The following is a 14,364-nucleotide window of genomic DNA, read 5'->3' on the forward strand; positions in this document are numbered from 1 at the left end:
CGAGCGCCGCCGCGCTCGGCTTGCCAGCTTGAAAAGCCAGCGTGGCGTCGCCACTTACCCTGTATGCAACAGAGGGCGAGTACATGAGATCGCGCGACTTTTCATCCTGGATCTGGGGCGATGCCCTGTCCTTGCTGCAGCAGGCCGATCGCCTGCACCGGCAACTGCTGCGCACCGGCCCGGCGCAGGCGCCCTGCTGGGAGCCTCCCGTGGACATGATCGAAACCGAGGGCGCCGTCCTGATCTACGTGGCGCTGCCCGGCGTGGCCGCCGGCGACGTGGTGGTGCGCTTCGACCCCGATGGCATCAGCATCTCCGGCGTGCGCCCCTTGCCGGCGCTGCGCAACGCCCGCATCCACGGGCTGGAAATCCCCTATGGCCGCTTCCAGCGGCGCATCCGCCTGCCCCTGCACGCCCTGGAGCCCGAGGCCCCCACGCTGGCCGACGGCTGCCTGACCCTGACCCTGAAAAAACTGAGGGAGGCCCCATGACGGACCCGCGCACCCTGCCCGAAGACGCACGCATCATCATCCCGTTGCGCGACGCCGTGCTGTTTCCCGGCGTGCTCTCGCCCGTTACCGTACACCGCCAGAGTTCGGTGGCCGCCGCCCAGGAGGCCGTCAAGAACGAACGCCCGCTGGGCTTCCTGCTGCAGCGCGATCCGCAGAAGAACGACGTCGGCCCGGACGATCTGTACTGGGTCGGCACTGAGGGGCCGGTGGCGCGCTACATCACCGGCCAGGAGGGCGCGCACCACTTGCTGGTGCAGGGCCAGGCGCGCTTTCGCGTGCTCGAATTCCTGGAAGGCTGGCCGTTCCTGGTGGCGCGGGTGGCCCTGGTCGACACGCCCGCGGCCGGCGACAGCCAGACCGAGGCGCGCTTCCTGCAACTCAAGCAGCAGACCATCGACGCCATCGCGCTGCTGCCCAACGTGCCCGACGAGCTGGCCGACGTGGTGCGCGGCATCGAATCGCCCGCGCTGCTGGCCGACATGGTCACCAACCTGATCGACATCAAGGCCGGGCAGAAGCAGGACATCCTCGAGACCTTCGACCTGGCGCGCCGCCTGGACAAGGTCATCGAACTGCTGGCCGCGCGCCTGGAAGTGCTGCGCCTGTCCAAGGAAATCGGCGAGCGCACGCGCGCGCAATTCGACGAACGCCAGCGCGAGACCGTGCTGCGCGAACAGCTGCGCCAGATCCAGAAGGAACTGGGCGAGACCGACGACGGCGCGGCCGAGGCCGCGCAGCTGAAGGAGGCCATCGAACAGGCCGGCATGCCCGAGGAAGTGCTCAACCATGCCCGCAAGGAGCTGAGCCGACTGCAGCGCATGGGCGACGGCAGCGGCGAATACGCCATGCTGCGCACCTACCTGGAGTGGCTGACCGAACTGCCGTGGAAGCACGAGCCGCAGCAGGCCATCGACCTGGCCGAGGCGCGCCGCGTGCTGGACGAAGACCACTTCGGGCTGGACAAGATCAAGCGCCGCATCCTCGAATACCTGGCGGTGCGCAAGCTGAACCCGGAAGGCCGCAGCCCCATCCTGTGCTTCGTCGGCCCGCCGGGCGTGGGCAAGACTTCGCTGGGCCAGTCCATCGCGCGCGCCACCGGCCGCGCCTTCCAGCGCGTGGCGCTGGGCGGCGTGCATGACGAGGCCGAGATCCGCGGCCACCGCCGCACCTACCTGGGCGCGCTGCCGGGCAACATCATCCAGGCCATGCGCCGCGCCGGCACCGGCAACCTGGTGCTGATGCTCGACGAAATCGACAAGCTGGGCGCCGGCGGCTTTCACGGCGACCCGGGCAGCGCGCTGCTGGAAGTGCTGGACCCCGAGCAGAACCACAAATTCCGCGACAACTACCTCGCGGTGGACTACGACCTGTCGCACGTGATGTTCATCTGCACGGCCAACGTGCTGGATACCATCCCCGGCCCCTTGCGCGACCGCATGGAGATCATCGACCTGCCCGGCTACACCGAGGAAGAGAAGATCCAGATCGCGCGGCGCTACCTGATCCGGCGCCAGCTGGAAGCCAACGGGCTGCGGCCCGAGCAGGCCGACATCACCGATGCGGCGCTGGCCGCCATCGTGGGCGACTACACGCGCGAGGCCGGCGTGCGCAACCTCGAGCGCGAGATCGGCTCGGTGCTGCGCCACGCCGCCATGCAGGTGGCCGAAGGCAAGGCGCAGCACGTCTCCATCGACGCCCCCGAGCTGGGCGCCATCCTGGGCCCGCGCCGCTTCGAGAACGAGGTCGCGCTGCGCACCAGCCTGCCGGGCGTGGCCACCGGCCTGGCGTGGACGCCGGTCGGCGGCGACATCCTCTTCATCGAGGCCAGCAAGGTGCCCGGCAGCGGCCGCCTGATCCTGACCGGGCAGCTGGGCGACGTCATGAAGGAGTCGGCCCAGGCCGCGCTGACGCTGGCCAAGACCTGGAGCGGCGATGCGCTGGAGAAGGTCGATATCCACATCCACGTGCCGGCCGGCGCCACGCCCAAGGACGGCCCCAGCGCCGGCGTGGCGATGTTCGTGGCGCTGGCCTCGCTGCTGTCGGGCCGGCCGGTGGACGCCAACGTGGCCATGACCGGCGAAGTCAGCCTGCGCGGGCTGGTGCTGCCCATCGGCGGCGTCAAGGAAAAAACCCTGGCGGCGCTGCGCGCCGGCATCACCACCGTGATGCTGCCGCGCCGCAACGAGAAGGACCTCGACGACGTGCCGGCCGAAGCGCGCCGCAAGCTGCGCTTCGTGCTGCTGGACCGCGTCGAGGACGCGCTGCGCTGCGCGCTGGGCGACGAACCCCGGTCGGCCCAGGCCGACGACGAGCCGGCGGCGCGGGCGACGGGCTAGGGCGGCCTCCAGGCGCCTGTCCCGGCGGGGACAGGCGCAGCGGCTTCAATCGCGCGCCGCGCGGAACGCCGGTATCGAAAGGTGTCGGCCCTGGTCGCGACGCCCCGGGCGGGCATACGACTGCACGCATCTGGACGAGTCCTGTGACGCTTGTTACGGGCTGGATTTCTATCATAGGCAGGCAAGCCCGGGCGCGCCGACCGGCGCGCGTGTCCACCATGCCGCGGCCCGCCGCGGTGGGAGTCCGCCAATGACCCAATCCAGCCAGACCACCTCCCCGAGCGCGGACGCCAGTGTCAAGCATCGCTACCTGGACCTCGACGACCTGCGCATTTTCTATCGCGAGGCGGGCCCCGCGGACGCGCCGGTGGTGCTGCTGCCGCACGGCTATCCCTGCTCGTCGTTCCAGTACCGCGACTTCATGCCCGCGCTGGCCGACCAATGGCGGCTGCTGGCGCCGGACTTCCCGGGCTTCGGCTACAGCGACACGCCGGACACGGCGCGCTTTGCCTGCGATTTCGAGCATTACACCGACTTCCTGCAGCAGTTCACCCATGCGCTGGGGCTGCCCAGCTACGCCCTCTACCTGCACGACTACGGTTCGCAGATCGGCCTGCGCCTGGCCCTGCGCGAACCGGACAAGGTAAGCGGCCTGATCATCCAGAACGGCGACATCTACGCGGACGAGCTGGGCCCGCGCTATGCCCCGCTGCAGGCCTACTGGGCCGACCCTACGCTGGAGGGCCGCTACAAGCTGAGCCTGGCGGTCAGCGAGGATGGATTCCGCGACGAATTCCTCAACGACCTGCCCGACGAGCAGGCCGAACGCATCACCCCGGACATGTGGAAGCTGGCCTGGGCGCAGCTGCGCGAACCGCGCCGCCGCGAAATCATGGTGGGACTGATGGAGGGGCTGGAAGACAACCTGGCCTGGTTCCCGCGCTACCAGGCCTACCTGCGCGAGCGCCAGCCGCCCGCGCTGATCGTCTGGGGCGTGCACGACGGCTACATGCCCGAAGCCGCCGCGCGCGCCTATCTGCGCGACCTGCCCGAGGCCGAACTGCACCTGCTGCAGGCTGGGCACTGGGCGCTGGAAACCCATCTCGCGCCCATCGTGGCGCTGACGCGCGCGTTCCTGCAGCGGGTGCACGCCACGCCGAACTTCCCGCCGCCCTGAGCGCGGCGGGCGCCGGCCGCGCCTACTTCAGCTCGCCGCCGCGACTGGCGGCGGCGAAGTCGCGCATCACCTGGCCCAGGAACTCCTGGCGGCTGATGCGCCCGTCCTTGTCGGCGTCCATCGCGGTGAACTGCGCGTCGGAGACCTCCTGGGGCAGCTCCTGGCGCGTGAGGCTGCCGTCGCCGTTGGCGTCCAGCCTGGCGAACGACGCCTCCATGAAGGCCTGGTACTCCTGCTGGCTGACGCCGCCGCTCTTGTCGGTGTCCAGGTGCCGCAGCTGGTCCGGCGTCAGGCTCGCCCCCGACTGGGCCAGGACCGCGCCCGAGGTGGCCAGCAGCGCCGCGCACGCCGCGCTCACGATGATCGTTTTCTTCATGCTTGCCTCGATGTGTGTTGATGACAGGCCACGGGCGGGCGCCGCAACGCCGCGCCCGCCGGCCAACGTGGCAGACACCTTAGCATCTCGCCCCGAAAAAAGTGACGGCCTCGCGCCGGGCGGAAATGAAGCGGCACGTCTTTTACATCGGCTCATGAATAGCGCGTCGCTTTACTACCGTCTTGACCCATATCAAGGTCTTATATAACCACAAGTGATAAGTTCATGGCTCGAATCACCGGGAACGGGACAGGCGGCGCACCCAGGCCCGGGCGGCAGCGGCCACCGGCCCAAAGACAAGCTGCACGACTATGCATAAAGCGCCCTCCTCCGACCGGCCGCCCGCGCCCGGCAAACGCGGTTTTCTCAAGGAATTGCTGGGGCTGGCCGCCACGGCCACCGTCATCCCCATCGCCGCCGAAGCGCGCGGCGGCATGAACGCCCAGCCGCCGCGCCGCCCCGGCGCCGCGGGCAAGCGCTACGGCATGGTGGTCGACATGCGCAAATGCATCGGCTGCCAGGCCTGCACGGTCAGCTGTTCGATGGAAAACCTGCCGCCCATCGGGCAGTTCCGCACCACCGTGCTGCAGTACGAGGTGCTGCCCGACGATGGCGGCCCCTGTTCGATGGTGATGCTGCCGCGCCTGTGCAACCACTGCGACAACCCGCCGTGCGTGCCGGTGTGCCCGGTGCAGGCCACCTTCCAGCGCGAGGACGGCATCGTGCTGGTGGACAACGAACGCTGCGTGGGCTGCGGCTACTGCGTGCAGGCCTGCCCCTACGACGCCCGCTTCATCAACCACGAGACCCGGACCGCCGACAAGTGCACCTTCTGCGAGCACCGCCTGGAGGCGGGCCTGCTGCCGGCCTGCGTGGAGAGCTGCGTGGGCGGGGCGCGCGTGATCGGCGACCTGAACGACCCCGCCAGCGCGGTCTCGCGGCTGCTGGCCGAGCACCGCGACGAAATCAAGGTGCTCAAGCCCGACATGCGCACCGATCCGCACGTGTATTACATCGGCCTGCCCGATGCGTTCGTCAGCCAGGTCGATGGCCAGGCCGGCGTGCGCCTGGCCGGCCGGCACTGAAGGCGAGGCGACCATGCGCATCTCGGAACTCATCACCCCCGTCTACGACGCGGCCTGGCTGCCCTGGGCCGTGCAGTATTTCTTCCTCATCGGCATCAGCGCCGCCACCGCGCTGACGGCGGCGGCCTGCGCCTTCGGCCGGCCCGGTTCGGCGCGCGTGCGCCTGCTGCCGGCCGCCATCGCGGTGCTGGCCGTCAGCGCGGTGGCCGCGCCCGTGTCGCTGCTGGCCGACCTGCACCAGCCCGGCCGTTTCTGGCATTTCTACACGCAGGCCACGCCCTGGTCGTGGATGTGGCTGGGCGCGCTGCTGCTGCCGCTGTATGCGGCGCTGGCGCTGGGCCTGTGCGCGGCGTGGTGGCTGGGCTGGCGGCGCGCCATCCGGGCGCTGGCCATGCCCCTGGCGCTGTCGGCGCTGTCCATCCTGGTCTATACCGGCTCGGAAGTCATGGTGCTGCGTTCGCGTCCGCTGTGGCACACCGTATTCCTGCCGATCAATTTCGCGCTGACCGGCTGGCTGGGCGCGCTGGGCGCCATGCTGCTGCTGGGCCGCTGGCTGCCGGGCGGCCTGGCCGCCCTGCCGATGGCGCTGCTGCGCCGCCTGGCCATCGTCGCGCTGGCGGCGCTGGCCGCGAGCGCGGGCGCCTGGGCCGTGCTCGGCGCGCTGGGCCGCGAGCCCTCGTTCGACGCCGCGCTGCGCCTGTTCACGCAGTTCCCGGCCTGGCGCGCCAGCCTGGCCGGCGCGATCGCCACCGCCGTATGCATGGTGGCGCTGCTGCAGATGCGCCCCGCCCGGCTGGCCGGCCCGGCCGCCTCGCTGACCCTGGCGCTGACCCTGCTGGCGGCCGCCTGGATCTTCCGCTGGGTCGTCTTCATGAACGTGCAGGGCGTGCCCAAGTACGGCGCCGGCCTCTACCTGTACGACATGCCCTGGGGCAGCGACGGCTTGCTGGGCATGGCGGGCGTGCTCGGCCTGTGCGTGGCGCTGGTCGCCGCCCTTGCCTGGGCGCTGGAGCGCTTTCCCGCGCGCGCCGCCGCCCCGGCCCGCTGAACCCGAATACCTGATACGGACATTCCATGCCCAAGCAGCACCCCACCCCCGACACCAACGCGCCGGCCGACGCGCGCCGCCGCAAGCTGATCGCCCGCGGCGGCGCCGTGGCCGGCGGCATGGCCGCCTTCGCGGCCGGCTATGGCGAAACCGTGGCCCGCGCCGTCAAGGGCCTGGCACAGGGCAGCGCCGGCGCGCCCGCCGCCGACGCCTTGCGCGGCAATTCGCTCACCCCTGAATTCCGCCTCGATCCCGTCACCGGCGCGCTGTCGGCCCAGCCGGGCCAGACCGTCAGCCCCTCCAGCTGCCTGGGTTGCTGGACCCAATGCGGCGTGCGCCTGCGCGTGGACACGGAAACCAACCGCATCCTGCGCGTGGCGGGCAACCCTTACCACCCGCTGGCCACCACGCAACCGGCGCCCATGCATGCGCCGGTGCGCGAGGTCTACGCCCGGCTGGGTGGCGACAACGGCCTGGAAGGCCGCGCCACCTCGTGCGCGCGCGGCTCGGCCATGCTGGAACAGTTGACCAGCCCCTACCGCGTGCTGCGCCCGCTCAAGCGCGTCGGCCCGCGCGGCGCCGGCCAGTGGCGCACCATCTCGTTCGAGCAGCTGGTGGAAGAAGTATGCGAAGGCGGCGACCTGTTCGGCGAAGGCCAGGTGGACGGCCTGCGCGCCATCTACGACCCGGTCACGCCGCTGGACCCCGACAACCCCGAATACGGGCCGCGCTCGAACCAGCTGCTGTTCACCGACTCGGCCAACGAGGGCCGCACGCCGCTGATCCAGCGCTTCGCGGCGCAATCGTTCGGCACCGTCAACGTGTCCAACCACGGCTCGTACTGCGGCCAGAGCTTCCGGGTCGGCACCGGCGCCGCGTTCGGCGACCTCAAGGGCATGCCGCACGGCAAGCCGGACTGGACGCGCGCGCGCTTCGGCCTGTTCATCGGCACGGCGCCGGCGCAATCGGGCAATCCGTTCCAGCGCCAGGGCCGCCAGCTGGCCGAGGCGCGCGTGCGCGACGACGGCGCGGGCTTCCATTACGTGGTGGTCTCGCCGGTGCTGCCCGCCAGCGCCAGCCTGGCGGCCGGCAGCGGCAACGAATGGCTGGCGGTCAATCCGGCCGGCGACCTGGCGCTGGTCATGGGCATGATCCGCTGGATGCTCGAGCACGACCGCTACGATGCCGCCATGCTGTCGCAGCCCGGCCCGGCCGCCATGGACGCGGCCGGCGAGGCCGCCTGGACCAACGCCACCCACCTGGTCATCGACGCCCCCGGGCACGCCCGCCACGGCAGCTGCCTGCGCGGCGCCGACCTGGGCTGGCCGCGCGCCGGCGCCGACCCGCAGGCCGAGGACGTCTACGTGGTGCAACTGCCCGGCGGCGCGCTGGCCCCGCATACCCACGCCGGCCCCGCCGCGCTGTTCGTCGAGCGCGACCTGCCCGCCGAGGGCGCGGCGCCCGGCCTGGGCGGGGTGCGCGTCAGCTCGGCGCTGGCGCTGCTGCGCCGCGAGGCGCGCCGCATGACGCTGGACGAATACGCCCGGCACAGCGGCGTGCCCGCCGCGCGGATCGCCGCCCTGGCCGAACGCTTCACCAGCCACGGCAAGCAGGCGGTGGCCGACGCGCATGGCGGCACCATGAGCGGCGCCGGGTTCTACACGGCCTACGCCATCGCCATGCTCAACACCCTGGTGGGCAACCTCAACGTGGCCGGCGGGCTGGTGCTCGACGGCGGCCCGTTCGCGCCCTACGGCAAGGGCCCGCGCTACGACATCGCCGGCTTTGCCGGCCGCGTCGCGCCGCGCGGCGTCTCGCTGTCGCGCAACCGCTTTCCGTACGAGAAAAGCAGCGAATACCGCCGCAAGGCCGAGGCGGGCCAACCGCCCTACCCGGCGCAGTCGCCCTGGTATCCGGCGACCGGCGCGCTGAGCTCGGAAATGCTGGCCTCGGCGCTGGCCGGCTACCCCTATCGCGCCAAGGTGTGGCTCAACCACATGAGCAACCCCGTCTACGCCATCGCGGGGCTGAAGAACGTGATCGCCGACAAGTTGCGCGACCCCGGCCTGCTGCCGCTGTCGGTGTCGATCAACGCCTTCATCAACGAAACCAACGCCCTGGCCGATTACATCGTCCCGGACACCATCACCTACGAAAGCTGGGGCGTGTCGGCGCCCTGGGCCGACGTGCAGGCCAAGGCCTCGACCGTGCGCTGGCCGGCGGTGGCGCCGCGCGTGGCGCGCACCGCGGACGGCGAGCCGGTGTGCCTGGAATCGTTCCTGATCGCCTGCGCCAAGCGCCTGGGCATGCCCGGCTTCGGCGCCGACGCGATCGCCGGCCGCGACGGCCGGCGCCATGCGCTGGATACGGCCAGCGACTTCTTCCTGCGCGGGATGGCCAACATGGCCTATGCCGGCGGCGCGCCGGTGGCCGAAGCCAGCGAGGACGACCTGGCCCTGACCGGCGTGGACCGCCACGCCGACCTGCTGCGGCGCACGCTGCACGAAGAAGAGTGGCGCCGCGTCGCCCTGCTGATGAGCCGTGGCGGCCGCTTCGACGCGGCCGAGGACGTCTGGCGCGACGGCCGCGTGCACCCGCCGTACCGCAAGCCGCTGCATGTCTGGAGCGAAGATCTGGCGCGCATGCGCCATGCGATGACCGGCGAGCCCTACAGCGGCTGCCCCACCTGGTACCCCACCCGGCTGGCCGACGGCCGCGCCATGCGCGAGCAATATCCGCAGGCCGACTGGCCGTTCCTGCTGAGTTCGTTCAAGTCCAACCTGATGAGCTCGATGTCGATCGGCGTGAGCTGGCTGCGCCAGGTGCACCCGCACAACCCGGTCTCGATCAACCGCGCCGACGCCCTGCGCCTGGGCATCGGCAATGGCGACGCGGTGCGCATCGTCACGCCCGGCGGCGCGGTCACCGGACTCGCGCTGGTGCGCGACGGCGTGCAGCCGGGCGCCATCGCCATCGAGCACGGCTACGGTCACACGGAACTGGGCGCGCGCGCCCACGTGATCGACGGCCAGCCCACGCCGCACGACCCGGCGCTGGCCGCCGGCGTCAATCTCAATGACCTGGGCTTTGGCGACGCCACCCGCGCGCTGCGCGACAACGTGTGGATCGACTGGGTATCCGGCGCCGCGGTGCGCCAGGGCCTGCCGGCGCGGCTGGAAAAGGCCTAGGCGGCGGGCCTCAGGCCAGCGGCTTGAGGCCCACGCTGTAGGCTGCCGCGTTGCCGCGCGCGGCGGCCTTGATCTTCAGCATCGAGGCGCCGGGCGAGTACTCGAAATCCTGGTAGGCCACCTCGAACCACTGGTGGAAGCTGGTGCGGGCGAACTCGGGCACCCACACCTTGGCGCGCGCGTCGTCGCAATGGAACTCGACCCGCGTGCGGTCGATATTGAGCGGCCGCCCGCTGCCGATACGGTAGCTGGCGCGCAGCTCGGCGCTTTCGGGCTGGCCCGGCGTCCAGGGCAGGCCGATGGCCTGCATGAATTGCTTGATCGCTTCGTGGCCGCGATACATGTCATGACACTCCGTCGAAACAGGCTTGCATGATACCTGCTGGCGTCACGTTCAGGCGTATGAGGCGCCTGTCCCCGTGGGGACAGGCGCCGAGATGCGGAGCGGGCTTTCAGCACTGCCGCGCGATCAGCTTGCCCAGCGTGGCCAGACCGTCCTGCGCGCGCGCGTCGAACGGGTGGCCGTAGTTCAGCCGCAGGCAATGGCGAAAGCGGTCCTGCACCGAGAAGATCGGCCCGGGCGCGGTGCTCACGCCCAGCGACAGCGCGGCGCGGTGCACCGCCAGCGCGTCGACCTGCGGCGGCAGCGCCACCCACAGGAAGTACCCGCCGTCGGGGTGGGTGGTGCGCGTGCCCGGCGGGAAATGCCGGGCGATCGCCTCCATGACCTGGTTGCGCTGCTGCTCCAGCGTCTGGCGCAATTGCCGCAGGTGGCGGTCGTAGCCGCCGTGCTCCAGGTAGGTGGCCAGCGCCGCCTGCGACGGCGCCGAGGTCGACAGCGACAGCGCCAGCTTGCCGCGCAGGATGCGGTCGGCGTAGCGCCCGCCCAGCACCCAGCCGATGCGCCAGCCCGGCGCCAGGCTCTTGGAGAACGACGAACAGCTCATCACGATGCCGCGCTCGTCGTAGGCCTTGGCCGGCAGCGGCCGCTGCGCGCCGAAATACAGCTCGCTGTAGACGTCGTCCTCGATCAGCGGCACCTCGCGCGCGGCCAGCAGCTGGACCAGGGCGCGCTTCTTGTCCTCGGGCATCAGGCTGCCCAGCGGGTTCTGGAAATTGGTCATCAGCCAGCAGGCGGCCGGCCGGTGCGTGTCGATGGCGCGCGCCAGCGCGTCGAGCTCGATGCCCTCGCGCGGGTGGGCCGGCACCTCGATGGCGCGCAGGCCCAGCCGCTCCAGCGATTGCAGCGCCGAATAGAACGTGGGCGATTCGATGACCACCGAATCGCCCGGCCGCGTCACCGCGCCCAGGCACAGGTTCAGGGCCTCCAGCGCGCCATTGGTGACCACGATGTCCTCGGTGCGCACCTGCACGCCGTCGGCCAGGTAGCGCAGCGCGATGGCGCGGCGCAGCCGCGTATTGCCCGCGCTCAGGTCGTCGACCGAGCTCCAGGGGTCCAGCGCCGCGACGCTGGAGGCCATGGCGCGCGCCAGCCGCGCGTGCGGAAACAGCGAAGGATGCGGAAACGCCGAACCGAACGGCACCACGTCGCGCCGCATGGTCAGCTGCAGCACGTGCAGCACCCGGTCGCTGACATCCACGTCCACGCGGCGCGACTCGGCCGGCGCGCCGGCCTCCAGTTCGGGCGGCAGCGCCTTGGGCTTGCCCACCACGTAGTAGCCCGAGCGGTCGCGCGCGCGGATCAGGCCGCGCGCCTCCAGCAGGTAATAGGCCTTGAATACCGTGGTGGCGCTCAGGCCGCGGCTGGCGCTGGTCTGGCGCACCGACGGCAGGCGGTCGCCGGCGCGGCGCGTGCCGGCCTGGATCGATGCGGTGATTTCGTCGGCAAGCACTTCATAGCGCTTCAGCTTCAATTCGCGGCCCCAGTGGTCACGGCGTCAAGCCGGCCAGTCTCATGATCAGTTTCAGCGCGCCGGCCGCCAGCCCCAGGCCGGCCACGCCGCCGGCCCAGAACAGCGCCAGCCAGCCCAGGCGGCGCAGCGTCGAGGCGGTTTTTTCCAAGGCATGGTCCGTCATGGCGCCCCCTCAGTGATAACCGTCGCCGGCGCGCACCTTGCCGCGAAACACGTAGTACGACCAGGCAGTGTAAGTCAGGATGATGGGCACGATGAACAGCGCTCCCACCAGCGCGAAGCCCTGGCTTTGCGGCGGCGCGGCCGCCTCCCACAGGGTGACGTCCGGCGGGATCGCGTAGGGCCACAGGCTGATGCACAGCCCGCTGTAGCCCAGGAACACCAGCGCCAGCGTCAGCAGGAACGGCGCCATGTCCGGCTGGCCGCGCAGCGCGCGCAACAGCCCCCAGGCCGCCGCCAGCACCAGCACGGGCACCGGCGCGAACGCGTAGAAATTGGGCAGGCTGAACCAGCGCCGGGCAATGGCCGGCTCGATCAGCGGCGTCCAGACGCTGATGACCGCGATCACCGCCAGCAGCGCGCCGGTCAGCGGGCGCGCCACCGCGATCATGCGCCGCTGCAGCGCGCCCTCGGTCTTCATGATGAGCCAGGTGCAGCCCAGCAAGGCGTACGCCACCACCAGGCCCACGCCGCAAAAGAGCGAAAACGGCGTGACCCAGCCCCACGGGCCGCCCTGGTAGGCGCCGCCGGCCAGCTCGATGCCCTGCAGGTACGCGCCCAGCGTGGCGCCCTGGAAGAAGGCCGCGGCCACCGAGCCGCCGATGAAGGCGCGGTCCCAGAACGGACGGTGGCGCTCGTCGGCCTTGAAGCGGAACTCGAACGCCACGCCGCGAAACACCAGGGCCAGCAGCATGAACACCAGCGGCAGGTACAGGGCGCCGAGCACCACGGCATACGCGCGCGGAAAGGCCGCCAGCAGGCCCGCGCCGCCCAGCACCAGCCAGGTCTCGTTGCCGTCCCAGACCGGCGCCACCGTGTTCATCATCACGTCGCGGTCCGACTTGCCGGGCAGCAGGGGAAACAGCACGCCGATGCCCAGGTCGAACCCGTCCATCACCACATACATCATCACGCCGAACAGAATGACGATGGCCCAGATCAGCGAAAGATCGACACCCATTTCACAGCCCTCCCTGCCGCGCCACGGCCAGCGGACGCTGGACCAGCCCCGGCTGGCCGCCGGCCGGCGCGCCGCCCGACGGGCCGCGCGCGATCAGGCGCAGCACGTAGACGATGCCGGCGCCGAACACGATCAGGTAGACGAACACGAACAGCAGCAGGGTCAGCGTCAGTTCGGGCACGCCGTGCGGGGTCGCCGCGTCGGCCGTGCGCATCAGCCCCTGCACGATCCACGGCTGGCGGCCGATCTCGGTCGTGTACCAGCCCGCCAGGATCGCGACCAGCCCCGACGGCCCCATCGCCAGCGCGAAGCGCTGCAGCCCGCGCGAGTCGTACAGCCGGCCGCGCAGCCGCGCCCAGCCAGCCCAGGCGGCCAGCGCGATCGCCAGCAGGCCCAGCCCCACCATCACGCGGAAGCTCCAGAACACCACGGTGGCGTTGGGGCGGTCGGCCGGCGGATACGACTTCAGGCCCGGGAACTGGCCGTCCAGGCTGTGGGTCAGGATCAGGCTGCCCAGGCGCGGCACGCTCAGCGCGTAGCGCGTGGTCTCGGCCTGCATGTCCGGCACGCCGAACAGGTGCAGCGGCACGCCCTCGCCCGGCACGTTGTCCCAATGCCCCTCGATGGCGGCGATCTTGGCCGGCTGGTGCTCGAGCGTATTGATGCCGTGCATGTCGCCCACCACGGCCTGCAGCGGCGCGGCGATGGCCAGCATGCCCAGCGCCATGGCGAACATCCTGCGCACCGCCGGCGTGCGATGGCCGCGCAGCAGATGCCAGCCGCCCGAAGCGGCCACCAGCAGCGCGGTGGCCAGGAAGGCGGCGATGCCCATGTGCGCCAGGCGGTACGGAAAGGAGGGATTGAAGATCACCGCCAGCCAGTCCACCGGCACCACCCGCCCGTCGATGATCTCGTAGCCGGCCGGCGTCTGCATCCAGCTGTTGGAAGCCAGGATCCAGGTGGCCGAGACCAGTGTGCCCAGCGCCACCATGATGGTCGAGAAGAAATGCAGGCGCGGCCCCACGCGCGACCAGCCAAACAGCATCACGCCCAGGAAGCCCGCCTCCAGGAAGAACGCGGTCAGCACTTCGTAGGCGAGCAGCGGCCCGGTGATGCCGCCGGCGAACTCGGAGAAGGCGCTCCAGTTGGTGCCGAACTGGTAAGCCATCACCAGGCCCGAGACCACGCCCATGCCGAAGTTGACGGCGAACACCTTGCTCCAGAAATGGTACAGATCGCGATACACCGTATCGCGGGTGCGCAGCCAGCATCCTTCCAGCACGGCGAGATAGCTCGCCAGGCCGATGGTGATGGCCGGAAAGACGATGTGAAAGGAAATCGTGAATCCGAACTGAATCCGGGCCAGGAGCAGGGCTTCGCTGGTCATCATGTGTGGCTCCCCGGGCGTCGTGCCTGTGAAAAACGGTCTCCGGAAAGGTCCCGGATCACGGCTTCGATGCTACGCAGCGCGCGGATATCAGTACAGATTCAATTCATGCTTAAAAAAGCATATCAGTTGTGAAAGGGTGCGGCAGGGCCTGTCCCCGCCGGGACAGGCCCGCCCCGTCGCGGATGTCAGCTCCCCCCC

General features: G+C 70.8%; 12 protein-coding genes. 6 read left to right on the forward strand and 6 right to left on the reverse strand.

Annotated elements, in window-relative coordinates; translation table 11 throughout:
- Positions 1-83 precede the first annotated feature (83 nt).
- The 3 genes from CAL11_RS18030 (at position 84) to CAL11_RS18040 (ending at position 4,025) form a co-directional block, all read left to right on the forward strand.
- Positions 84-491, forward strand: a complete 408-nt coding sequence (locus tag CAL11_RS18030) for an Hsp20/alpha crystallin family protein (protein WP_033468183.1) — start codon at positions 84-86, stop codon at positions 489-491.
- The gene (gene lon / locus CAL11_RS18035; RefSeq protein WP_086093716.1) at positions 488-2,848 is read left to right on the forward strand and encodes an endopeptidase La; all 2,361 of its coding nucleotides are present in this window, start codon (positions 488-490) and stop codon (positions 2,846-2,848) included. The genes CAL11_RS18030 and lon overlap by 4 nt, the downstream gene beginning before the upstream one ends.
- Positions 2,849-3,098: 250 nt before the next feature.
- Positions 3,099-4,025, forward strand: a complete 927-nt coding sequence (locus CAL11_RS18040; protein ID WP_086093717.1) for an alpha/beta fold hydrolase — start codon at positions 3,099-3,101, stop codon at positions 4,023-4,025.
- A gap of 22 nt (positions 4,026-4,047) precedes the next feature.
- Here the strand turns inward: CAL11_RS18040 and CAL11_RS18045 are convergent, their stop codons facing one another.
- The gene (locus CAL11_RS18045; protein WP_086093718.1) at positions 4,048-4,401 is read right to left on the reverse strand and encodes an EF-hand domain-containing protein; all 354 of its coding nucleotides are present in this window, start codon (positions 4,399-4,401) and stop codon (positions 4,048-4,050) included.
- 311 nt (positions 4,402-4,712) lie between these two features.
- On the opposite strand from CAL11_RS18045, the gene dsrO reads away from it, so the two are divergent.
- From dsrO to CAL11_RS18060, 3 genes are read left to right on the forward strand one after another with little or no spacing between them, the layout of a single operon-like run.
- Entirely contained in the window at positions 4,713-5,486 is a 774-nt protein-coding gene (dsrO, locus tag CAL11_RS18050; protein WP_086093719.1) for a sulfate reduction electron transfer complex DsrMKJOP subunit DsrO, read from the forward strand.
- Positions 5,487-5,499: 13 nt separating this feature from the next.
- Positions 5,500-6,534 (forward strand): NrfD/PsrC family molybdoenzyme membrane anchor subunit, encoded by a 1,035-nt coding sequence (gene nrfD / locus CAL11_RS18055; RefSeq protein ID WP_086094621.1) that lies wholly within the window; start codon positions 5,500-5,502, stop codon positions 6,532-6,534.
- Positions 6,535-6,560: 26 nt separating this feature from the next.
- Complete coding sequence (locus tag CAL11_RS18060) at positions 6,561-9,722, forward strand: tetrathionate reductase subunit A (protein ID WP_086093720.1); 3,162 nt, start codon at positions 6,561-6,563, stop codon at positions 9,720-9,722.
- 10 nt (positions 9,723-9,732) lie between these two features.
- On the opposite strand, the gene CAL11_RS18065 is transcribed toward CAL11_RS18060, so the two are convergent.
- The 5 genes from CAL11_RS18065 to CAL11_RS18085 all read right to left on the reverse strand — a co-directional run bounded on the left by CAL11_RS18065 (position 9,733) and on the right by CAL11_RS18085 (position 14,166).
- A complete protein-coding gene (locus CAL11_RS18065; protein ID WP_086093721.1) occupies positions 9,733-10,065 on the reverse strand; it encodes a hypothetical protein in 333 nt (110 codons plus the stop codon).
- A 109-nt stretch (positions 10,066-10,174) separates the two neighbouring features.
- Positions 10,175-11,596 (reverse strand): PLP-dependent aminotransferase family protein, encoded by a 1,422-nt coding sequence (locus tag CAL11_RS18070; RefSeq protein ID WP_086093722.1) that lies wholly within the window; start codon positions 11,594-11,596, stop codon positions 10,175-10,177.
- 16 nt (positions 11,597-11,612) lie between these two features.
- Positions 11,613-11,759 carry a DUF2474 family protein gene (locus CAL11_RS18075; RefSeq protein WP_086093723.1) on the reverse strand — a complete coding sequence of 49 codons (147 nt, stop codon included), beginning with the start codon at positions 11,757-11,759 and terminating at the stop codon, positions 11,613-11,615.
- A gap of 9 nt (positions 11,760-11,768) precedes the next feature.
- Complete coding sequence (gene cydB / locus CAL11_RS18080; protein ID WP_086093724.1) at positions 11,769-12,776, reverse strand: cytochrome d ubiquinol oxidase subunit II; 1,008 nt, start codon at positions 12,774-12,776, stop codon at positions 11,769-11,771.
- A gap of 1 nt (position 12,777) precedes the next feature.
- Complete coding sequence (locus CAL11_RS18085; RefSeq protein WP_086093725.1) at positions 12,778-14,166, reverse strand: cytochrome ubiquinol oxidase subunit I; 1,389 nt, start codon at positions 14,164-14,166, stop codon at positions 12,778-12,780.
- Positions 14,167-14,364 lie beyond the last annotated feature (198 nt).

It is taken from the genome of Bordetella genomosp. 6 (genome assembly GCF_002119705.1).
Classification (GTDB): domain Bacteria; phylum Pseudomonadota; class Gammaproteobacteria; order Burkholderiales; family Burkholderiaceae_B; genus Bordetella; species Bordetella bronchiseptica_F.

What these genes read in the sequence shown, in the direction of transcription:
- CAL11_RS18065 (WP_086093721.1), bottom strand. Translation starts at nt 10,065, where the DNA reads ATGTATCGCGGCCACGAAGCGATCAAGCAATTCATGCAGGCCATCGGC.
- dsrO (WP_086093719.1), top strand. Translation starts at nt 4,713, where the DNA reads ATGCATAAAGCGCCCTCCTCCGACCGGCCGCCCGCGCCCGGCAAACGC.
- CAL11_RS18040 (WP_086093717.1), top strand. Translation starts at nt 3,099, where the DNA reads ATGACCCAATCCAGCCAGACCACCTCCCCGAGCGCGGACGCCAGTGTC.
- CAL11_RS18075 (WP_086093723.1), bottom strand. Translation starts at nt 11,759, where the DNA reads ATGACGGACCATGCCTTGGAAAAAACCGCCTCGACGCTGCGCCGCCTG.
- nrfD (WP_086094621.1), top strand. Translation starts at nt 5,500, where the DNA reads ATGCGCATCTCGGAACTCATCACCCCCGTCTACGACGCGGCCTGGCTG.
- CAL11_RS18060 (WP_086093720.1), top strand. Translation starts at nt 6,561, where the DNA reads ATGCCCAAGCAGCACCCCACCCCCGACACCAACGCGCCGGCCGACGCG.
- CAL11_RS18085 (WP_086093725.1), bottom strand. Translation starts at nt 14,166, where the DNA reads ATGATGACCAGCGAAGCCCTGCTCCTGGCCCGGATTCAGTTCGGATTC.
- cydB (WP_086093724.1), bottom strand. Translation starts at nt 12,776, where the DNA reads ATGGGTGTCGATCTTTCGCTGATCTGGGCCATCGTCATTCTGTTCGGC.
- lon (WP_086093716.1), top strand. Translation starts at nt 488, where the DNA reads ATGACGGACCCGCGCACCCTGCCCGAAGACGCACGCATCATCATCCCG.
- CAL11_RS18045 (WP_086093718.1), bottom strand. Translation starts at nt 4,401, where the DNA reads ATGAAGAAAACGATCATCGTGAGCGCGGCGTGCGCGGCGCTGCTGGCC.
- CAL11_RS18030 (WP_033468183.1), top strand. Translation starts at nt 84, where the DNA reads ATGAGATCGCGCGACTTTTCATCCTGGATCTGGGGCGATGCCCTGTCC.